The organism is Leuconostoc suionicum, from assembly GCF_001891125.1.
Taxonomy (GTDB): Bacteria; Bacillota; Bacilli; order Lactobacillales; family Lactobacillaceae; genus Leuconostoc; species Leuconostoc suionicum.
Genome location: NZ_CP015247.1, coordinates 1,890,879 through 1,906,756 on the forward strand (window position 1 = coordinate 1,890,879; position 15,878 = coordinate 1,906,756).

Genomic DNA, 15,878 nt, shown 5'->3' on the forward strand with positions numbered 1-15,878 from the left:
CACAGTTGTGCCATCGCTTTTGGAGATATAAAAAGAGCGCTGAACGCTCTTAAAACAATTTATGCTGTGATAAACTTATTTGCTGCGCCTTCTGGGACTCTAACTAAGTCTAAGTCAACAAGACGTTCTGCAATTTGCACTGTATTCCAAGCAGCACCCTTAAGCAAGTTATCTGAGACAACCCACATATGGAAACTATCATCATTTTCCAAATCGGGACGCACACGGCCGACGAATGTTTCGCGTTTTCCTTCGGCATTAATTGGTTGTGGGTACAACTGTTCCTTTGGATTGTCTTCCAAAACAACACCTGGAGCCTCACTCAGAATCGCTTGAAGATCAGCGGCTGTTGCTCCCGAGCCGGCATCCGTTTCAAAATAAACGGTCTCGCCATGACCAATAGGAACAGGTACACGGACCGCAGTTGCTGTCACTTTGACTGCTTTAGAATTTTTATCACCGAACATAATTTTTTTAGTCTCATGAATCATCTTCCATTCTTCATGAGTGTAACCGTCTTCTTCGAAAACATCTATTTGTGGCAGCAAATTATAAGCTAGGGGATAATGATGTTTAGCACTTTTAACCGGCAAAATCTCAGCATGCATTTCTTTACCCGCATTGTGGGCATCGGTTTCTGAAACTAGCTCTTGCCATGCAGATTGTCCCGCACCAGAAGCAGCTTGATAGGTTGAAACGATAACACGTGTCAAACCATATTTGGCTTTAATGGGCGCTAGAGCAACAACCATTTGAATCGTTGAACAGTTAGGGTTGGCAATAATTCCTTGGTGTTGTTTCAAATCTGCTTCATTAACTTCAGGAACAATTAACGGGACATCATCATTCATTCGCCATTGGCTTGAATTATCAACAACCACAGCGCCTCGTTTCACAGCTTCGGGTGCAAATCGAGCTGAAACTGAACCACCACCGCTAGCCAAAACTAAGTCAACCCCATCAAAACTTTCTGGAGTTGCTTCCTCAACAACCACGTCTGTACCCTTAAATTGCAGTGTCTTACCTGCTGAACGTGAGGAAGCAAGCAATTTTATATTCTTCACAGGAATCGTTGATTGCTCTAATTGTTCAATAAGTCGTGTGCCCACAGCACCTGTTGCGCCAAGGATGGCAACACTATATTCTCTAGTCATTATCTTCTCCTAATCTACTAAAATACGATGTATTCTATCTTGTAGTCCTGTTGTAATTTCCCACGGTGCCAAACCTGCAAACTGTGCAACGTCCTCTATCGTGTTCTCTAAGTCTCCATCTTGACCAATAAAGGTTACCGTTGTACCTTCTGGGTATTCACGAGGCAAACGTATCATTAACTGATCCATTGCTACTTGCCCTACAATAGGGGCGTATTGACCGTCAATAATAACCCTGAACCCCATTAATTTGCGTAGCCAACCATCCCCATAACCGATAGGAACAGTGCCTATCCACTCGTTTTGAGTTGTCGTGTATTTATGTGAATAACTAATGCCTTCACCAGCAGGTAAGCGTTTAACAAAATTCACCTCACTACGAAGGGCCATGACGGGTTTCAGGTTGCGTCCATCCGCTAGTTCACCACGAGAGGGCTCAATTCCATAAACCACCGTTCCTACGCGGACAACCTCATGGGGAACTTCTTCTGCGTGATACATTGCAGCCCCCGAATTAGCAACATGATAGTACTTCGGTTTTGGCAAGTCATCCGTCAATTGATGCCAACGTGTTAATTGCTTTTGGAAGTACCGGGTATCTGATGAATCAGATTCGGCAAAGTGCGTCGATAGTCCAACATATTCAAACTTATCAGCATGATCCAAAACAAACTGTATCGCTTTCGCTAAAGTGTCACGATCTCTAAACCCGATTCTGCCCATGCCAGTATCGATACCTAGTGTAATAGGTAATCGTTGTTCACCAGTTAACTGCTGTTCTGCTTTCTCTAGCCAGTCCAATGAAACAACAGTTGCCATAATATGCTGGACAGCCATTAGTTCAACATACTTTACCTGTGAAATACCTAAAATTAAAATTGGTGCAGTGATGCGCTCGTGTCGTAGTGCAATAGCTTCATCAAGAACAGCTACGCCTAAGCCATAAATACCTCCTGCCACAGCAGCTTGAGCCATAGGAATCAAACCAAATCCATAGGCATTTGACTTAACGGTCAAAAAAACTTTGTCTGCACCCGATACATTTTTAACGGTCATTATATTATGTTCAACAGCGCTCTTTGAAACTTCAAGACGTGTTGGACGTGTTATTGCCTCTACCATATGTTAGCCCATTCACAGATATCTATGAATGCATACCTCCTCTATTAAAAAATCCACAGCGCACAAGTAGCAGCCATGGATCCCAATTAATTGCAATCTATAACATAGCACCCCGCTTACGCGACAGTCCAACGATTTTTCACCGATTGGCCCAGCTACTTGGTGTCACAGCACCAACGCTTCGGCTACATCCCCTTTAACCTGTTTCATTGTGCCTGTAAGCACTCCGCAAGCGACTAATGTCAGCAGCAACCTCTATGATTCTTAAATTGTTATTATTGTATTCTAATTTTTTTTATTTGTCAAATTCAATATTTTTACGCTTGTTTGATTGATAAGACTGCTAAATCACCGTATAATAAGTTTAATAACTTATGAAATGATGGGAACTATGACGCGACTTGTTACAGCTTCAGAAATGCAGCAAATAGATAATTACACGATTGAGACTATTGGTATGCCACAGGATGTATTAATTGAACGGGCCGCAATGGCAGTACTTGATGTCATCGGTGCTGGTAGATTCGATTTAAGTCATGTCTTGGTACTAGCTGGTCTTGGTAATAATGGTGCTGACGGCGTAGCAATCGCTCGTCTCTTGTACGCTCAAGGCGTAAATGTCTCATTACAATTTGTCGGAAACGTTAGCCGTGCGAAAGACAGTGTGAAACGGCAACTGGCAATCATCGAAAAGCATGGCTTAGTTCGTTCTGAAAAAAGCGACTTTAATGAGGCAACATTAATTATTGATGCGATATTTGGGGTTGGATTGAACAACGTTCTACCTGAAGGCTTACAAAAAATGATTAAAGCGGCCAACCACATTGATAAACCTGTTATTGCTGTTGATGTTCCCACTGGTATTGATGCAACAACGGGAGAGGTACGTGGCGCTGCTCTGAAAGCTCATACTACAGTCACTTTTGGCTTCACAAAGGTTGGCTTAACGCAACAAAATGGTTGTTATCTTTCTGGAAATGTTATTTTAAAAGATGTCGGAATGCTTGTTCCAGATGATTTTGAATTCAGTTTACAAGAGGCGCTACCGGTTGCATAAAATATAGTACTTCACAATATAAAAACAGTTTATTAATGCCTGGTTAGCATTAATAAACTGTTTTTTAGTCAATATGTGTGACTTCACGCCAATCAACAATTTCTTCGCCTTCTTTGGCAAACAATAATAAATCAGCAATTGATGTACGTTTTAACCGTTTCTTAAAATCTTTTTCTGCTTCATAGACAATAGATAGAACTTCTTTTGTTCCTTCAGCAACAGCAGTTTTGGCAGGAAATACGCGATCTGCCAATTGGGTAGAATGAATAAAGCTATCTTCTCCTTCAATCGCCTCATAAACATCCAATAGCGTAATATCATTGGTTTTACGAGCCAACTTAAAACCACCTTCCTTACTAGCAATCGCTTTTACTAAATTTGCAACAACTAATTTACGCATTGTTTTTTTTAAGTATGATTCAGAGACTTCTAAATGCTCACTTAAAACATGACTTTTAACAGGTAAGCCATCTTTTTGTAAAGCTAACATAACCAAGACGACCAAACTTTGTTCAACTGCACTAGACATTTTCATTTATTTTTCCAACTTCATTTCTTTATGTACGCAGTCTGCCGACTGCTTTTAAATTAATGCTTAAAAGTTAACTGATTATGGTTTAATTTCATTTGGTACACAAACCATGTTAGTACCATTGATATCACCCCTAATGATAACAATACAGTTAAGTCTGATGCAACACTACCACCTATAGAAATTGTTTCGCGGAAGGCATGGACAGAGTAACTCATTGGCATCCATGGATGAATCGCCTCAAAAAAGCTGTTTGACAACTCGATCGGATAAGATCCCGCACTAGCACTCAGTTGTAATACCATCAAAACCAGCATAATTCCTGACCCTAGTTTACCAATTAGCACATTAAACAAGACAACAAACTGGTTGAACCCAAAGGATGCTGCTAAGGCTACAACAAATGTCATCGCTGGCCGCTGCGCCTCCATGCCATCCACTAAGAAGAGTAAACCAGTCATAATCAGTGCTTGTCCAATAAAGACCGGCGCATTAATTAACTGCTTGTTAGCCCACCATGTGAAACCATTTTTTGGCTTTTTAGAAACCGTCATGAAATCAAATATGGTCGTAAATGTGATCATACCAACAAATAGACCAACAGACATCATATATGGCGCCATTCCAGTTCCGTTGTTAGGAACCTTTGATAAATTAGATGATTTTTGCTTGACTGGCTGTGATAATGCTACCACATTTGATTTCTTATTGTGTATAGCTGACAATTTCACAGCACCATCAGCTAATTTATTCGCTAAAGTGGTTGCGCCAGTGCCTGCCTGCTGTAAAGCCGCACTAGCTTGATTTTCACCAGTAAGTAACTGTGTCGTACCATCATTTAATTGCGAAACACTACTATTAAGCGTATCGTTTTTGGCAGCTAACTGTCCAAGCCCTGTGGTTAATTGTGATGACCCTTGCGCTAGCTGTTGGGCGCCCGGTACTGCTTGGTTAGCTATTCCTTGGCTGACAGTAGTTAAACTATCATTTAGTGTTTTAATGGCTGTTTGCGCACCTTGAGTAGCAACAGATCCTTGTTGACCGAGCTTCTGTAATTCTGGAATTTCTGCCTGCAATGCTTGTAATTGTGGCAGCATAGCCTTTAATGTGGTCAATTGACTCTGAATTGTAGTGGCTGCTGTAGCACTTGATTGCACATTTTCACCTAAATCACTTAATGCCGCTTGATATTTAGCAGCAACCGTAGGATTTTCTTGTAAAAATTTTTGGAAATCAGCATCTTGAGCTAATGCCTTAAAAGCAGCTGCATCCTTCCCAGCACCAGTTAATCCAGCTGACAGCTTTTCGGACGCTTCGTTAAGCTTTGTCGAATCAACAGTTACCGTTGGTGACTCAACCTTACTTAGTTTTTGTAAGCCCTGTGTGAGTTGCGTCAATCCTGTATCAAGCTGTTTTAAATCAGCCGCGTTGGCACTTTGCTTTGTATTAATCTCGTCAGAAACCTTTTGGAGCTGTGTGGCAAGTTGTTGAGCACCTGAAGTTAGCTGTTGGGCACCAGTATTAGCAGACGACACGCCATTTGTATACTGTGACAAGCCCGTTGCCAACTGTGAAGTACCGGTTTGGAGCTGTGTTGTGCCATCTTGCAATTTTTTAGTACCATCTTGCAATTGTGATAACCCACTCCCAAGTTGTGTGGCACCTTTAGACCCTGATTGAAAACCTTTTGTCGAAGAAGCTGTTGCATTTAAAATTGTTTTATTATAAACGCTTTGCAGTGATTTTGAAACATTTGCCTGTACTTTATCAGCAGCCGAAGCCGTTAATTTTTCAGCAATGAATCCTTGCCCAGTATTATGCGCAACTTTAATCTCGGGCTTGACTGGCTTAGCATTCAACAACGTACCTGAATTCTTCGTAAAGGTCTTAGGTATCGTGATAGTCATGTAATACTTTCCAGATGTAAGTCCCTTTTTAGCTTTCTTAGCCGAAGTCTCAGTTAATTTTAATTGCTTGCTGTCGAGCAATTTTTTCGTTAAATCATCGCCTATATTCTGTGATTTCCCATTAATCTCTGCGGTCTTGTCTTGATTAACAATCGCAACTGGAAGATGATCCACTCTACCATAAGTATCCCAAAGTGACGACAAAAAAATGACTGCGTATAAACTCGGAATGAGTGTAATACCAACCAATAATAATGGTAACCCCCTAATTTTTCGAACACGGGTCCATTCTGAATTCTCAAAAAACTTCCTCATATTTCGCACTCTTTCGTGTATATTTTTTATCTATGGATATATTATAGACACGGAAATATGAAAATGCAACAATAGTTTTCATCTTTTTACATGTTATTTATGATATGGTGACCCTTGTTGAATCATAAAGGCACGATAAATTTGTTCAATTAGCACAAGACGCATTAATTGATGTGGCAAAGTCAGCAAACCAAAGCTCATCTTTAAGTTCGCCCTTTGCTTGATTTCCTTAGATAATCCAAGAGAACCACCAATAATAAAAGTAATGTCCGAATAACCATTAACCGCAACGGCTTCAAGTTTTTGAGAAAACTCTTCGGAAGGAAACTGTTTCCCTTCTATTGCTAGCACAATAACATAATCACGCGAACCAATTTTCGCCTGAATTCGCTCCCCTTCTTTGGCCATAATTTGATTATTCTGTGCTTCACTAGCATTTTCCGGCGTCTTTTCATCAATCAACTCAACTACTTGAAATTTACAAAAGCGAGATAATCGTTTTGTATACTCCGCAATGCCCTCCTTTAAATACTTTTCCTTTAGTTTCCCGACCGTGATTAATTTAATATTCATTTCAAACCTACTCTTTACAATTTCTTAATATTTTTGGCTGGTTACCTATACTCATTATATCCGATGTTATCCACACGAACAAAAAAGATATTTTTTTCCAAAAAAGCTTTTATACCAACCCTTTTCACTGTTCGCTTTTTAAGTTATCCACTGTTTTTTTTAATTTCAAAAAAAATGTGGATAACTTTATAAACGTTATTTTACTTTCATTTAGACAAATTATAGCTATTTTCTCGCAAGTTATCCACAGTTTTCCACAAAGTTGTACACAATTGTGGATAAGCACACGCGTTCGACTGATATTTAAAGTAAAATTCCTTTACATTGTTCGGAAAATATATTCTAAATATGTTTACATAAATATTCTTTCTTTAATCACTCTAATACACGAACATTACTGTTGAGCGTCTAAAAACTACCTTTTTATCACTAAATATTGTCTAAAATTACCAATATTTATTATTTCTTATAAAAATAAAGCACTTATCCACTAATTTAAACGTCTTTTCCACATTTACTGATATTTAGTCCACAAATTGTTAACATTTTCAACTTGTTTTCAACATTTACAGAAAATACATATTCTTTAACAAAAGTCAAACAAGGGTAAAGAAAAAGCTAACATTTTTGTTAGCTTGCTAATTTCTGTGTTAATTTAACCTTGACTGTCTTCTTAGTATCCTGATGATAATAAGTCAATGTTATTGTGTCCCCAAGCGAATTCTTGTACAGTTCTTCTCGCAGATCAGCCTGTGAACTTACCTTTTTACCATTAATGCCAACGATAACATCGTACTTTTTCAATCCAGCTTTATCCGCTGGGCCATTGTTAGTCAAACTCATTACTACAACACCACCAGTAACACTATCTGGAATTTTCAAAGTTGATTTTTGCTCAGAAGCTGTTACTTCCGACAAATTAATCAAGCTAATACCGATTGCTGGTCGTGTGACCTTACCATTTTTGACTAATTTGTTAACAATGTCAACGACTTGATCAGAAGGAATTGCAAAACCCATCCCCTCAACGCTCGTTCCCGAAGAAGATGTTGATAACTTCATTGAGTTAATACCAATAACTTGTCCTGCAAAATTAATTAATGGTCCCCCTGAGTTACCAGGGTTAATGGCAGCATCCGTCTGAATAACCGTGGATCCACCATAATTCTGCCCATTTTCAGATGTCGTCTCAACTAACCTTTTTTTGGCAGAAATGATACCTTGCGTCACTGACGAAGCATACTCAGATCCCAGCGGCGAACCAATTGCCAAGACGTTTTCACCAACAGTTATTTTACTTGAATCGCCAAATTGTGCAGTTGTCGTAACGTCTGTGCCGTCGATCTTCAGAACAGCTAAGTCAGTCATCGCATCTTTGCCGACTAGTGTTGCGGTCACTTTCTTCCCACTGTGCAGCATAACTTGAATTTTAGCCGCTCCAGTGATGACGTGATTATTCGTTACAATAAATGCCGACCCATCTGTTTTTTTATAGATCACGCCAGAACCTTCTGACGATTCTTGATAACTACCTTGACTAGATTTAGTAAAGTTTAATACAGATACAACTGCATCTGATACCTTATTATAAGCTGATGTAGCGGTTGCATTCTTGGCAATCGTTTTTGTACTTGTTGCTGTCGTACTTACTTTTTGATTTTGATTTTGTAACAATTGTACACCTTGTTGCCCATACAAAATTGCTCCTCCACCAACAACACCAGCAATGACGCCAGTTAACAACGTTTTTGTTAATGCTGATTGTACCATTAGTCACCTCTCGACTATATTTGTTTTATTTTATCAATTTGAAGTTAAGCAAAAATTAAATTATTCTGATAAGTTATCACCCGTAAAAGCATTAATTTTCAAAAGGCCTGTGTTGCCATTTGCGTGTGTTACAACAAATACCCACACCGGTAAATAAATGTCATAGCCATTAACCTTTACAGATGTATCATATGATAAAACACCTTTTGATAATTTGTCACCACTATTTAGCTCATTGAATTTATAAAGAGCGACAATTGCGGCTTCCTCTGTAATTGTTGCACGCTCATCACGCAATACTGTAATCTTAGTTATTTTGGTTTGTGTAAAATCAGTTACCTTATGGTCTTTATCTTTGTTAAAAATCATCAGCCCTTGTTTGGCGATGACCGGCAAATTATCAATATACTGAGAATAGGTTACACGGTTCTTCACATTAACTTTGGAAAGAATAGGATTATATCGATATCCTGCATTACGTGCTATCTTTGACGCCTCAACGTCATCCGTCGCAGCTTTTTTACCACTACTAGTATTTCCTCTACCCAGTTGCGATGTTTTATTGAAGGTCACATAGAGTGTCTGATTATTAATATTTGCATTGAAGTTTGATAACTTATCAATCGTTGACATCAAGCTATTTGATCGTTTACCAGCTAAATAACTAGCATAAGTAACCGAAGTACTAAAGTTGGCTACTTTTATTTTTTGATTTTTAATCTCACTAATGATATTCGCATTTGCATCGGTCACTTTAATACTTGGTCTCTGATTGCTGCGCCACCAAAAAAAGAGAAACACGTCCAAAAAGATGAATAACATCATCATTAATATTTTTAGTCGTCTAAACTGCATAAAAACGTATTCCTCCTTTCATAGTTTTCAGCGCCCTGAAACATACACATATTTGAAACTATTCTCGATTAGCTAGAAACGTATTGACGCTCATCCAACCCGTTGGCGTTTCAATCATCCATGTGGGATTCATGTTGACCGAAACGTTATTTTCTTTATTAGCCAGCCATTCATATCCTGGTGCAATAGAATAGTACTCACTACTTTTGACTCCAGCTTTTTGTAACTTAGCCAAAACATCTGCTGCTTTTGGCAAAGTAACATCTTTTTGCGTATTAGGAACCGGCACACCTAACTCATTTAACGAATAGGTGCTTGTTAGGTTACCATATTTATCTAACGTCATGTGGATAGCACCTGTCTTTGATTGGTAATAAACTGGTAGCCCTTCAACAAACGTTCGATAAGTGATATCCTTCCCATTATCACGGCTCTGGTAAAAGCGTGTATCAGAGAGATCTAATTGTAACAAATTAATTTGCGAAAAACCGACATTCAACCGATTGTAATAGCTACGTTGTAATGTACCAGTCGTTCGATTATCTGTAAATGTCACTGTTTCTAAATCTGGATCGTAAATAATTTGTTGATTACTGTATTTATTAGTATAAATTTTTTTATTATTCTCAGTGGTCTGGGTTAACTGATTTGTAGTACCCAAGAGTGCTGATACATAAGTCGTTGGATCACGATGATTCACTAAATAAGAGTACACAGGCAATTTAAACTCTTCCGGATAGTTCAGCATTACATGTCCGTTGACCACTTTAAAGTTTACCGTTAACGCTTTGGGCAACCGACTGGCGACCTTCCATGCCTTAGTTGTATCAATTTTGCTAATAGTAACTGTTGTAATTGTTTTAGCCTGCGTATTAACAAAATATGCTTTTTTAGAATGACTAAGTGGCACAACAACATAGTCAAAGTTAAAACTTTTATGCGTTGATACACGCTGAGAATAATAAGAATTAAAATATTCAATTGGCACAACGTCTGGATAGTGATACAAGGCTGTTTGCGTTTTATGCAGTAACTGACTAATTTGCTTATTAGTTGCTTTCCTTTGCGTAGGATTCGTCATTCTAGAATTCACTAAATATTGATGAATACTTTTATATTGCGCATTCGTGGTATGCATAATCATATGCTGTTTGCCACTTTTGTCATTCACAATATAGTTCGTAGGTCTAAACAATTCGGAAGCTTGTTGCGATTGTTGATCAGTTTGTGTAGGGGCCTCTTGACTACCCGCCGAAATAAATATTAATGCGGTTAGCACAATAGAAACAATGATAGCAACCATCAATAAAATGCTAATCACAACGCTTTGGACTAATCGGTTATTCTGCATCCCAATCGTCCTCCGGTTCTTCGTCAACATAAGCTAACGAAATATAGAAGGTAGAGCCCTTATTTTCAACCGAATCAACCCAAATACGACCATTAAACTTTTCAACCACTTCCTTAGAAATAGCTAATCCTAGCCCTGTTCCACCCTGTGCACGGGACCTTGATTTATCAACCCGGAAGAAACGATTAAATATATTATCCAAGTCTTTTCTTGGAATGCCTAGCCCTTGATCAGAGATACTTAAAATCGCACGCGTTTTTGTCTTAATCAGTCGAGCTGTTATAGTGCCACCGTCTGGTGAGTATTTCACCGCATTGTTCATGATATTATCTAATACCTGAGTAAACTTATCCGGATCAACTTCAACCCAAACATCTTCCTTGGTGAATTCACGCAAAATATTATAGCTTTTAGTGATTGTATTTTCGTTTTTAGCGTCACTTTCCAAAATCATATCAAAACGATTCAAAACAAAGTTAAACAAACTGTTTAAATTAATAACTTCTAGCTTGACCTCCATTGTGCCTTGATCTAGACGCGATAACTCCAACAAATCATTAATCATTCGAATCATACGCTGCGTTTCATCTTGAACGACACCCAAAAAGTTTTGGGCCATTTCTGGGTCATCAATAGCGCCCTCTGCCAAAGCATCTACATAAGATCGAACTGCAGTCAAAGGTGTCCTTAATTCGTGCGAAACATTGGAAACAAACATACGTCGTTCAGAATCTATACGCTGTTGCTCGGTAATATCATGTAGAACCACAACTAATCCAGAAATAAAACCAGATTGGCGTTTAATCAAAGAAACATAGGTCTGGACTAACAGTTCTTTACTATCATCTGATAAGTCTACTCTAAAATCATTTAGATTTTCCAATATATCACGTAATGTACGTTTGCCCTCTAAGCGTAAGAGGATAACAACATTTTGTCCAAGGGCTTCTTCCCGGTTAACTCCTACAAAATCTGCTGCAGCCTGATTAATAATGGTGACTTCACCACGGCGATTGGCTGCTAAAACACCATCCGCCATATGCGTCAAAACCGAATCCAAACGATTACGCTCCGCGTTGACTGTTTCTGTTGACTCTTCAATACGCGTAGACAAATCATTAACCGATAATGCCAATTGGCTCAATTCATCAGAACCATAAATATGATTCACCATCGAGTAATCACCTTCAGCAATTTTAGTCGTCTGTTCACTGATTTGTTCAATTGGTCTTGTTAAAGTTCTTGCTAAAAATAGGGCCAGCGCCACACTGGCAACTAGCGCAATCAAGCCAGCAATAATAAAGAGTCTCATGACACTGTTAATATTCTTATATACTGGTAATAAACTGGCTTTTACAACAATAACACCGGAAACGTCTTTTAATCTCCCAGTAGTCACCCCTAAAGGTGTCGTCATGATTTCTTTACGCTCGCCTTTTTCATTGATCGTTCGAGTGGCAACATACGACTGGTCACCAGCAAGCGCCTTTTGTGCATTAATGTCGGTCGTTTTTTGGCTAATCGTTTGCTGACCTGATACAGAAGTCGTTCCTCGAATTGTTCCAGTTTTATCAATAACTTGTACTTCTTCAATGTTGGTATTATTTAATCCAGACAAAACGTCTTGGATTTCATGATTTCCTTCATCAGAATTACTATTGCGTAAAGCAGTGTTAATTGGATCAGTAACATATTTAGGTAAGGTGATCTGTTGTTGGAATGTCCTTAAGTTCTGACGTTCCATTTGGCGTACGAAAAAAGCACCCAAAAGTTCGAGTGCGATAATCATTAACAGCACAAAAACAAGTGTGATGCGAAAACGAATAGATTGGAAAAATTTAGTAATTGACGTCATTTTTATTATGCTCAATGGCGAGCATTCTTCCCCTCATTATGTACGCGTAAACTTAAATTTCATTCATTTATTCTTCTGATGGGCGTAAATAATATCCGACGCCACGACGTGTTGCTAGCCAATTAGGATGGCTAGGATTGTCTTCAATTTTCTCACGTAATCGTCGAACCGTAACATCTACTGTACGTACGTCACCAAAATAGTCATAGCCCCAAACTTGCTGTAACAAGTGTTCACGTGTCATCACCTGTCCAATATGTTGTGCTAAATAATATAATAATTCAAATTCACGATGCGTTAACTCAATATCAGCACCATCCTTTGAAACCATATAGGCTTGGGGATGGATTACTAAATCACCTAAGTGAATATCTTCAGTGCTATTAAAAGTCTCTTCAGAAGTTTGCGAAACAGACTTTCGACTTCGCAAATTAGCCTTAACTCGTGCAACCAATTCACGATTAGAAAATGGTTTAGTGACATAATCATCGGCACCCATTTCCAAACCAAGAACCTTATCAATTTCACTATCCTTAGCAGTCACCATGATGACAGGCACATCTGACTTAGAACGGATTTGACGCAAAACCTCGATACCATCAACTTCTGGTAACATTTGATCTAGTAAAACTAAATCAGGGTTTTCATCATTATACATATCAAGTGCTTCTTGACCGTCCGCAGCAGTGACTACATCGTAGCCTTCTTTGGTTAGATTGAATTTAATAATATCAGAAATCGGTTTTTCATCGTCCACAACTAATACTTTACTCATGGCTGAACTCCTATCGTATATGTGTAGTTTCTTTTCATTATAACATTTTGGGTAAACGAAAAGAACAAGTAATAACTTGTTCTCATAAAAATACAATAATATTTGATTAGCGGGTACGGCGAGAAAAACGATTTTTAAACAATGAACTGATTGCTTCGTTTTTGCTAATGCGACGAATCGCCTCACCAATTAGCTCACTTACAGAAACAATTTCCAATTTTTCAAATTTCTTTTCTTCAGGCAAATTAATTGAGTCAGTTAAAATAACCTTAGTGAATACCGAGTTCTGTAAACGCTCAACAGCAGGACCAGAGAAAACAGCATGTGACGCAACCACATATACTTCTTTAGCACCATGTTGCATAACTAGTTCCGCTCCTTGCGTAATGGTGCCCGCAGTATCAATCATATCATCAATCATGATGGCTATTTTACCTTGAACATCACCAACGATGCTACCAACTTCAGCAACATTAGGTTTTGGCCGACGCTTATCAATTACTGCAACAGGTGACTCCAATTCCAGCATGTTATTAAGATTGCGTGCGCGTGTCATTCCACCATGATCTGGTGACACAACAACAGAGTTTTTCTTATCAGCAATGCCAGATTCAATCAAATAATCCGCCAACAACGGCGCACCTTGCAAGTGATCCATTGGAATGTCAAAGAAACCTTGAATTTGTGCTGCGTGAAGATCTAATGCTAACACGCGTGTAGCTCCGGCTCTTTCCAACATATTAGCAACTAATTTGGCTGTGATCGGTTCACGCGAACGAGCCTTGCGATCCTGACGTGCATAACCATAGTAAGGAAGGACAACGTTAATTTGATTTGCACTCGCACGACGCAGTGCATCAATCATAATCAACAATTCCATTAAATTATCATTCACAGGTGCTGAAGTCGATTGAATAACAAAAACATTATCGCCACGAATACTTTCCTCAATGTTAATTTGCACTTCGCCATCAGCAAAGCGTTTAACGGAAATACGGCTCAACGGAACACCAACCGAATCGGCGATTTTTTGCGCAAGTGGTTCGTTTGAGCTGAGTGAAAAAAGTTTCAATTTAGGTTCTGGCATGTCTAACTCCGAGTTTTTATAGGTAGCTATTATAGTATTACTGTATTCATTTTACCAAAAAAAACATTTAAATACAGGTCTTATTACAAGTTTTAAATAAGATATTATGCTATGGCATTTGATAATGCTGTCAAAGCTGCATCATAATTCGGTTCATCAGAAATTTCTGGCACAATTTGCGAATAAAGTACCACCCCTGCCGCATCGATAATGTAAATCGAGCGTGTGTCAAAACCAGTATCTGGTACGTATAACTTAGTTGCATATCCAAATGATTCTTGCTCATCTGAAAGCATACGCATGTTGTGTACCCCCTCAGCTGCGCACCAATCACGTTGTTCTGCTACTGTATTTGTGGAGATAGTCACAAAATTAACATCTGTATATTGATCCACAGCTTGGTTAAATCGACGTGTCTGTAATGAACAAATATCTGTATTTAAATCCGGAACGACAGAAAACAACGTCACTTTTCCTAATAGATCGGCCGTCTTAACTTTTTCATTGTTTTGATCCACTAATTTGAAATGAGGCACCTCATCACCAACTTTAAGGGGATCGCCTTCCAATGCAACTTTATTACCATTTAACAGAACGTTCATCTTTTTTGCCTCCTTGGCTTATATATCGAAATATTTTATTTTAAATTAAGTAATCTACATAGATCATAACAGTAGCTGTGTCAAAACTAACATACAACTGTCTTTTAAAGAACATATCTTTCTAGGGCCCGCGCTACACCAGAATCATTGTTTGTTGCTGTCTCGATGTCAGCTATCGTTTTAATTTTTTCAATTGCATTACCCATGGCAACACCTAATCCGGCGCGCTCAATCATTGAATAATCATTTTCTTGATCACCAATTGCCATTGTGTTTTTAATATCAACATTTAATGCTTTTGCTAAGGCTTCAAGTGCATTGCCTTTCGAAGCATCTTTGTTGATAAACTCTAGGTTATTAGCAGTTGACCGAATCACTGACATTTTGTCAGAAATACTTGTTGGCACATTCGCTTGTACGTTATCCAAGTCGTCAGATTCAGCGTTGGCAATACCCTTAATAATTTCAACATCCTCTAGTTCATTGTCATTATCAACAATATGTAACGGCAAATTTACAAGAGAATTTTCAAAACTAGCCCAACGATGAATTAAACGATTGGTCGTATAAGCCGCGAACTGATCTTCAGCTTGAATATACGTCTTTTGCTCACGCATAAAGGCATTCAGTTCTTTATACTCTGCCAAATCTAGTGCGGCATGAAACAAAATTTGAGAGCCATCGGCAGTTTGCATTAAGCCACCATTATGCGTGATGACATACTGTTCGCTCCCTACAATGCCTAGCTCATCTAATATATTGCGAACACCAGGAAGTGGTCGACCGGTTGTAATAACAACTTTGACATCTTGTGCAAGTGCCTGTTGAACTGCAGATTTTACATCTAACGGAATTTGACGCTCATCGTTAATCAGTGTGCCATCAATATCGATCGACACAATTTTTATCTCTGACATGTTTTG

Annotated in this window: 14 protein-coding genes and 1 riboswitch; of the genes, 1 reads left to right on the top strand and 13 read right to left on the bottom strand. The window is 38.6% G+C overall.

Annotated features, from left to right (window positions below):
- Window positions 1-59 precede the first annotated feature (59 nt).
- Entirely contained in the window at window positions 60-1,154 is a 1,095-nt protein-coding gene (locus tag A6B45_RS09490; RefSeq protein ID WP_072614339.1) for an aspartate-semialdehyde dehydrogenase, read from the bottom strand.
- A gap of 9 nt (window positions 1,155-1,163) precedes the next feature.
- Complete coding sequence (gene alr, locus A6B45_RS09495; RefSeq protein ID WP_072614340.1) at window positions 1,164-2,276, bottom strand: alanine racemase; 1,113 nt, start codon at window positions 2,274-2,276, stop codon at window positions 1,164-1,166.
- A gap of 97 nt (window positions 2,277-2,373) precedes the next feature.
- Window positions 2,374-2,542, bottom strand: a riboswitch (Lysine riboswitch).
- 125 nt (window positions 2,543-2,667) lie between these two features.
- Between alr and A6B45_RS09500 the strand changes: the two genes are divergently transcribed.
- Window positions 2,668-3,333, top strand: a complete 666-nt coding sequence (locus tag A6B45_RS09500) for an NAD(P)H-hydrate epimerase (protein WP_072614341.1) — start codon at window positions 2,668-2,670, stop codon at window positions 3,331-3,333.
- 64 nt (window positions 3,334-3,397) lie between these two features.
- Here the strand turns inward: A6B45_RS09500 and A6B45_RS09505 are convergent, their stop codons facing one another.
- The 11 genes from A6B45_RS09505 to A6B45_RS09555 form a co-directional block, all read right to left on the bottom strand.
- Window positions 3,398-3,868, bottom strand: coding sequence for an Rrf2 family transcriptional regulator (locus tag A6B45_RS09505; RefSeq protein ID WP_072614342.1), 471 nt, complete (start codon window positions 3,866-3,868; stop codon window positions 3,398-3,400).
- A gap of 53 nt (window positions 3,869-3,921) precedes the next feature.
- The gene (locus tag A6B45_RS09510) at window positions 3,922-6,087 is read right to left on the bottom strand and encodes a YhgE/Pip domain-containing protein (RefSeq protein WP_072614343.1); all 2,166 of its coding nucleotides are present in this window, start codon (window positions 6,085-6,087) and stop codon (window positions 3,922-3,924) included.
- Window positions 6,088-6,180: 93 nt separating this feature from the next.
- A complete protein-coding gene (rlmH, locus tag A6B45_RS09515; RefSeq protein ID WP_072614344.1) occupies window positions 6,181-6,660 on the bottom strand; it encodes a 23S rRNA (pseudouridine(1915)-N(3))-methyltransferase RlmH in 480 nt (159 codons plus the stop codon).
- A gap of 630 nt (window positions 6,661-7,290) precedes the next feature.
- Window positions 7,291-8,430 (bottom strand): S1C family serine protease, encoded by a 1,140-nt coding sequence (locus tag A6B45_RS09520; RefSeq protein ID WP_072614345.1) that lies wholly within the window; start codon window positions 8,428-8,430, stop codon window positions 7,291-7,293.
- A 60-nt stretch (window positions 8,431-8,490) separates the two neighbouring features.
- On the bottom strand, window positions 8,491-9,285 hold the full coding sequence (gene yycI, locus A6B45_RS09525; protein WP_072614346.1) for a two-component system regulatory protein YycI: 795 nt from the start codon (window positions 9,283-9,285) through the stop codon (window positions 8,491-8,493).
- Between the two features lie 58 nt (window positions 9,286-9,343).
- Complete coding sequence (locus A6B45_RS09530) at window positions 9,344-10,636, bottom strand: hypothetical protein (protein WP_072614347.1); 1,293 nt, start codon at window positions 10,634-10,636, stop codon at window positions 9,344-9,346.
- Entirely contained in the window at window positions 10,626-12,491 is a 1,866-nt protein-coding gene (walK, locus tag A6B45_RS09535) for a cell wall metabolism sensor histidine kinase WalK (RefSeq protein ID WP_072614348.1), read from the bottom strand. The genes A6B45_RS09530 and walK overlap by 11 nt, the downstream gene beginning before the upstream one ends.
- Window positions 12,492-12,558: 67 nt before the next feature.
- A complete protein-coding gene (gene yycF / locus A6B45_RS09540; RefSeq protein WP_010281559.1) occupies window positions 12,559-13,266 on the bottom strand; it encodes a response regulator YycF in 708 nt (235 codons plus the stop codon).
- Between the two features lie 106 nt (window positions 13,267-13,372).
- Window positions 13,373-14,353 carry a ribose-phosphate diphosphokinase gene (locus A6B45_RS09545; protein ID WP_072614349.1) on the bottom strand — a complete coding sequence of 327 codons (981 nt, stop codon included), beginning with the start codon at window positions 14,351-14,353 and terminating at the stop codon, window positions 13,373-13,375.
- 104 nt (window positions 14,354-14,457) lie between these two features.
- Window positions 14,458-14,955: a thiol peroxidase gene (gene tpx / locus A6B45_RS09550; protein WP_072614350.1), complete on the bottom strand. Its 498-nt coding sequence runs from the start codon at window positions 14,953-14,955 to the stop codon at window positions 14,458-14,460.
- Between the two features lie 104 nt (window positions 14,956-15,059).
- Complete coding sequence (locus A6B45_RS09555; protein ID WP_072614351.1) at window positions 15,060-15,872, bottom strand: Cof-type HAD-IIB family hydrolase; 813 nt, start codon at window positions 15,870-15,872, stop codon at window positions 15,060-15,062.
- Window positions 15,873-15,878: the final 6 nt, after the last annotated feature.

What these genes read in the sequence shown, in the direction of transcription:
- A6B45_RS09520 (WP_072614345.1), bottom strand. Translation starts at nt 8,430, where the DNA reads ATGGTACAATCAGCATTAACAAAAACGTTGTTAACTGGCGTCATTGCT.
- A6B45_RS09500 (WP_072614341.1), top strand. Translation starts at nt 2,668, where the DNA reads ATGACGCGACTTGTTACAGCTTCAGAAATGCAGCAAATAGATAATTAC.
- A6B45_RS09545 (WP_072614349.1), bottom strand. Translation starts at nt 14,353, where the DNA reads ATGCCAGAACCTAAATTGAAACTTTTTTCACTCAGCTCAAACGAACCA.
- A6B45_RS09510 (WP_072614343.1), bottom strand. Translation starts at nt 6,087, where the DNA reads ATGAGGAAGTTTTTTGAGAATTCAGAATGGACCCGTGTTCGAAAAATT.
- A6B45_RS09530 (WP_072614347.1), bottom strand. Translation starts at nt 10,636, where the DNA reads ATGCAGAATAACCGATTAGTCCAAAGCGTTGTGATTAGCATTTTATTG.
- yycF (WP_010281559.1), bottom strand. Translation starts at nt 13,266, where the DNA reads ATGAGTAAAGTATTAGTTGTGGACGATGAAAAACCGATTTCTGATATT.
- tpx (WP_072614350.1), bottom strand. Translation starts at nt 14,955, where the DNA reads ATGAACGTTCTGTTAAATGGTAATAAAGTTGCATTGGAAGGCGATCCC.
- yycI (WP_072614346.1), bottom strand. Translation starts at nt 9,285, where the DNA reads ATGCAGTTTAGACGACTAAAAATATTAATGATGATGTTATTCATCTTT.
- rlmH (WP_072614344.1), bottom strand. Translation starts at nt 6,660, where the DNA reads ATGAATATTAAATTAATCACGGTCGGGAAACTAAAGGAAAAGTATTTA.
- alr (WP_072614340.1), bottom strand. Translation starts at nt 2,276, where the DNA reads ATGGTAGAGGCAATAACACGTCCAACACGTCTTGAAGTTTCAAAGAGC.
- walK (WP_072614348.1), bottom strand. Translation starts at nt 12,491, where the DNA reads ATGACGTCAATTACTAAATTTTTCCAATCTATTCGTTTTCGCATCACA.
- A6B45_RS09505 (WP_072614342.1), bottom strand. Translation starts at nt 3,868, where the DNA reads ATGAAAATGTCTAGTGCAGTTGAACAAAGTTTGGTCGTCTTGGTTATG.
- A6B45_RS09490 (WP_072614339.1), bottom strand. Translation starts at nt 1,154, where the DNA reads ATGACTAGAGAATATAGTGTTGCCATCCTTGGCGCAACAGGTGCTGTG.
- A6B45_RS09555 (WP_072614351.1), bottom strand. Translation starts at nt 15,872, where the DNA reads ATGTCAGAGATAAAAATTGTGTCGATCGATATTGATGGCACACTGATT.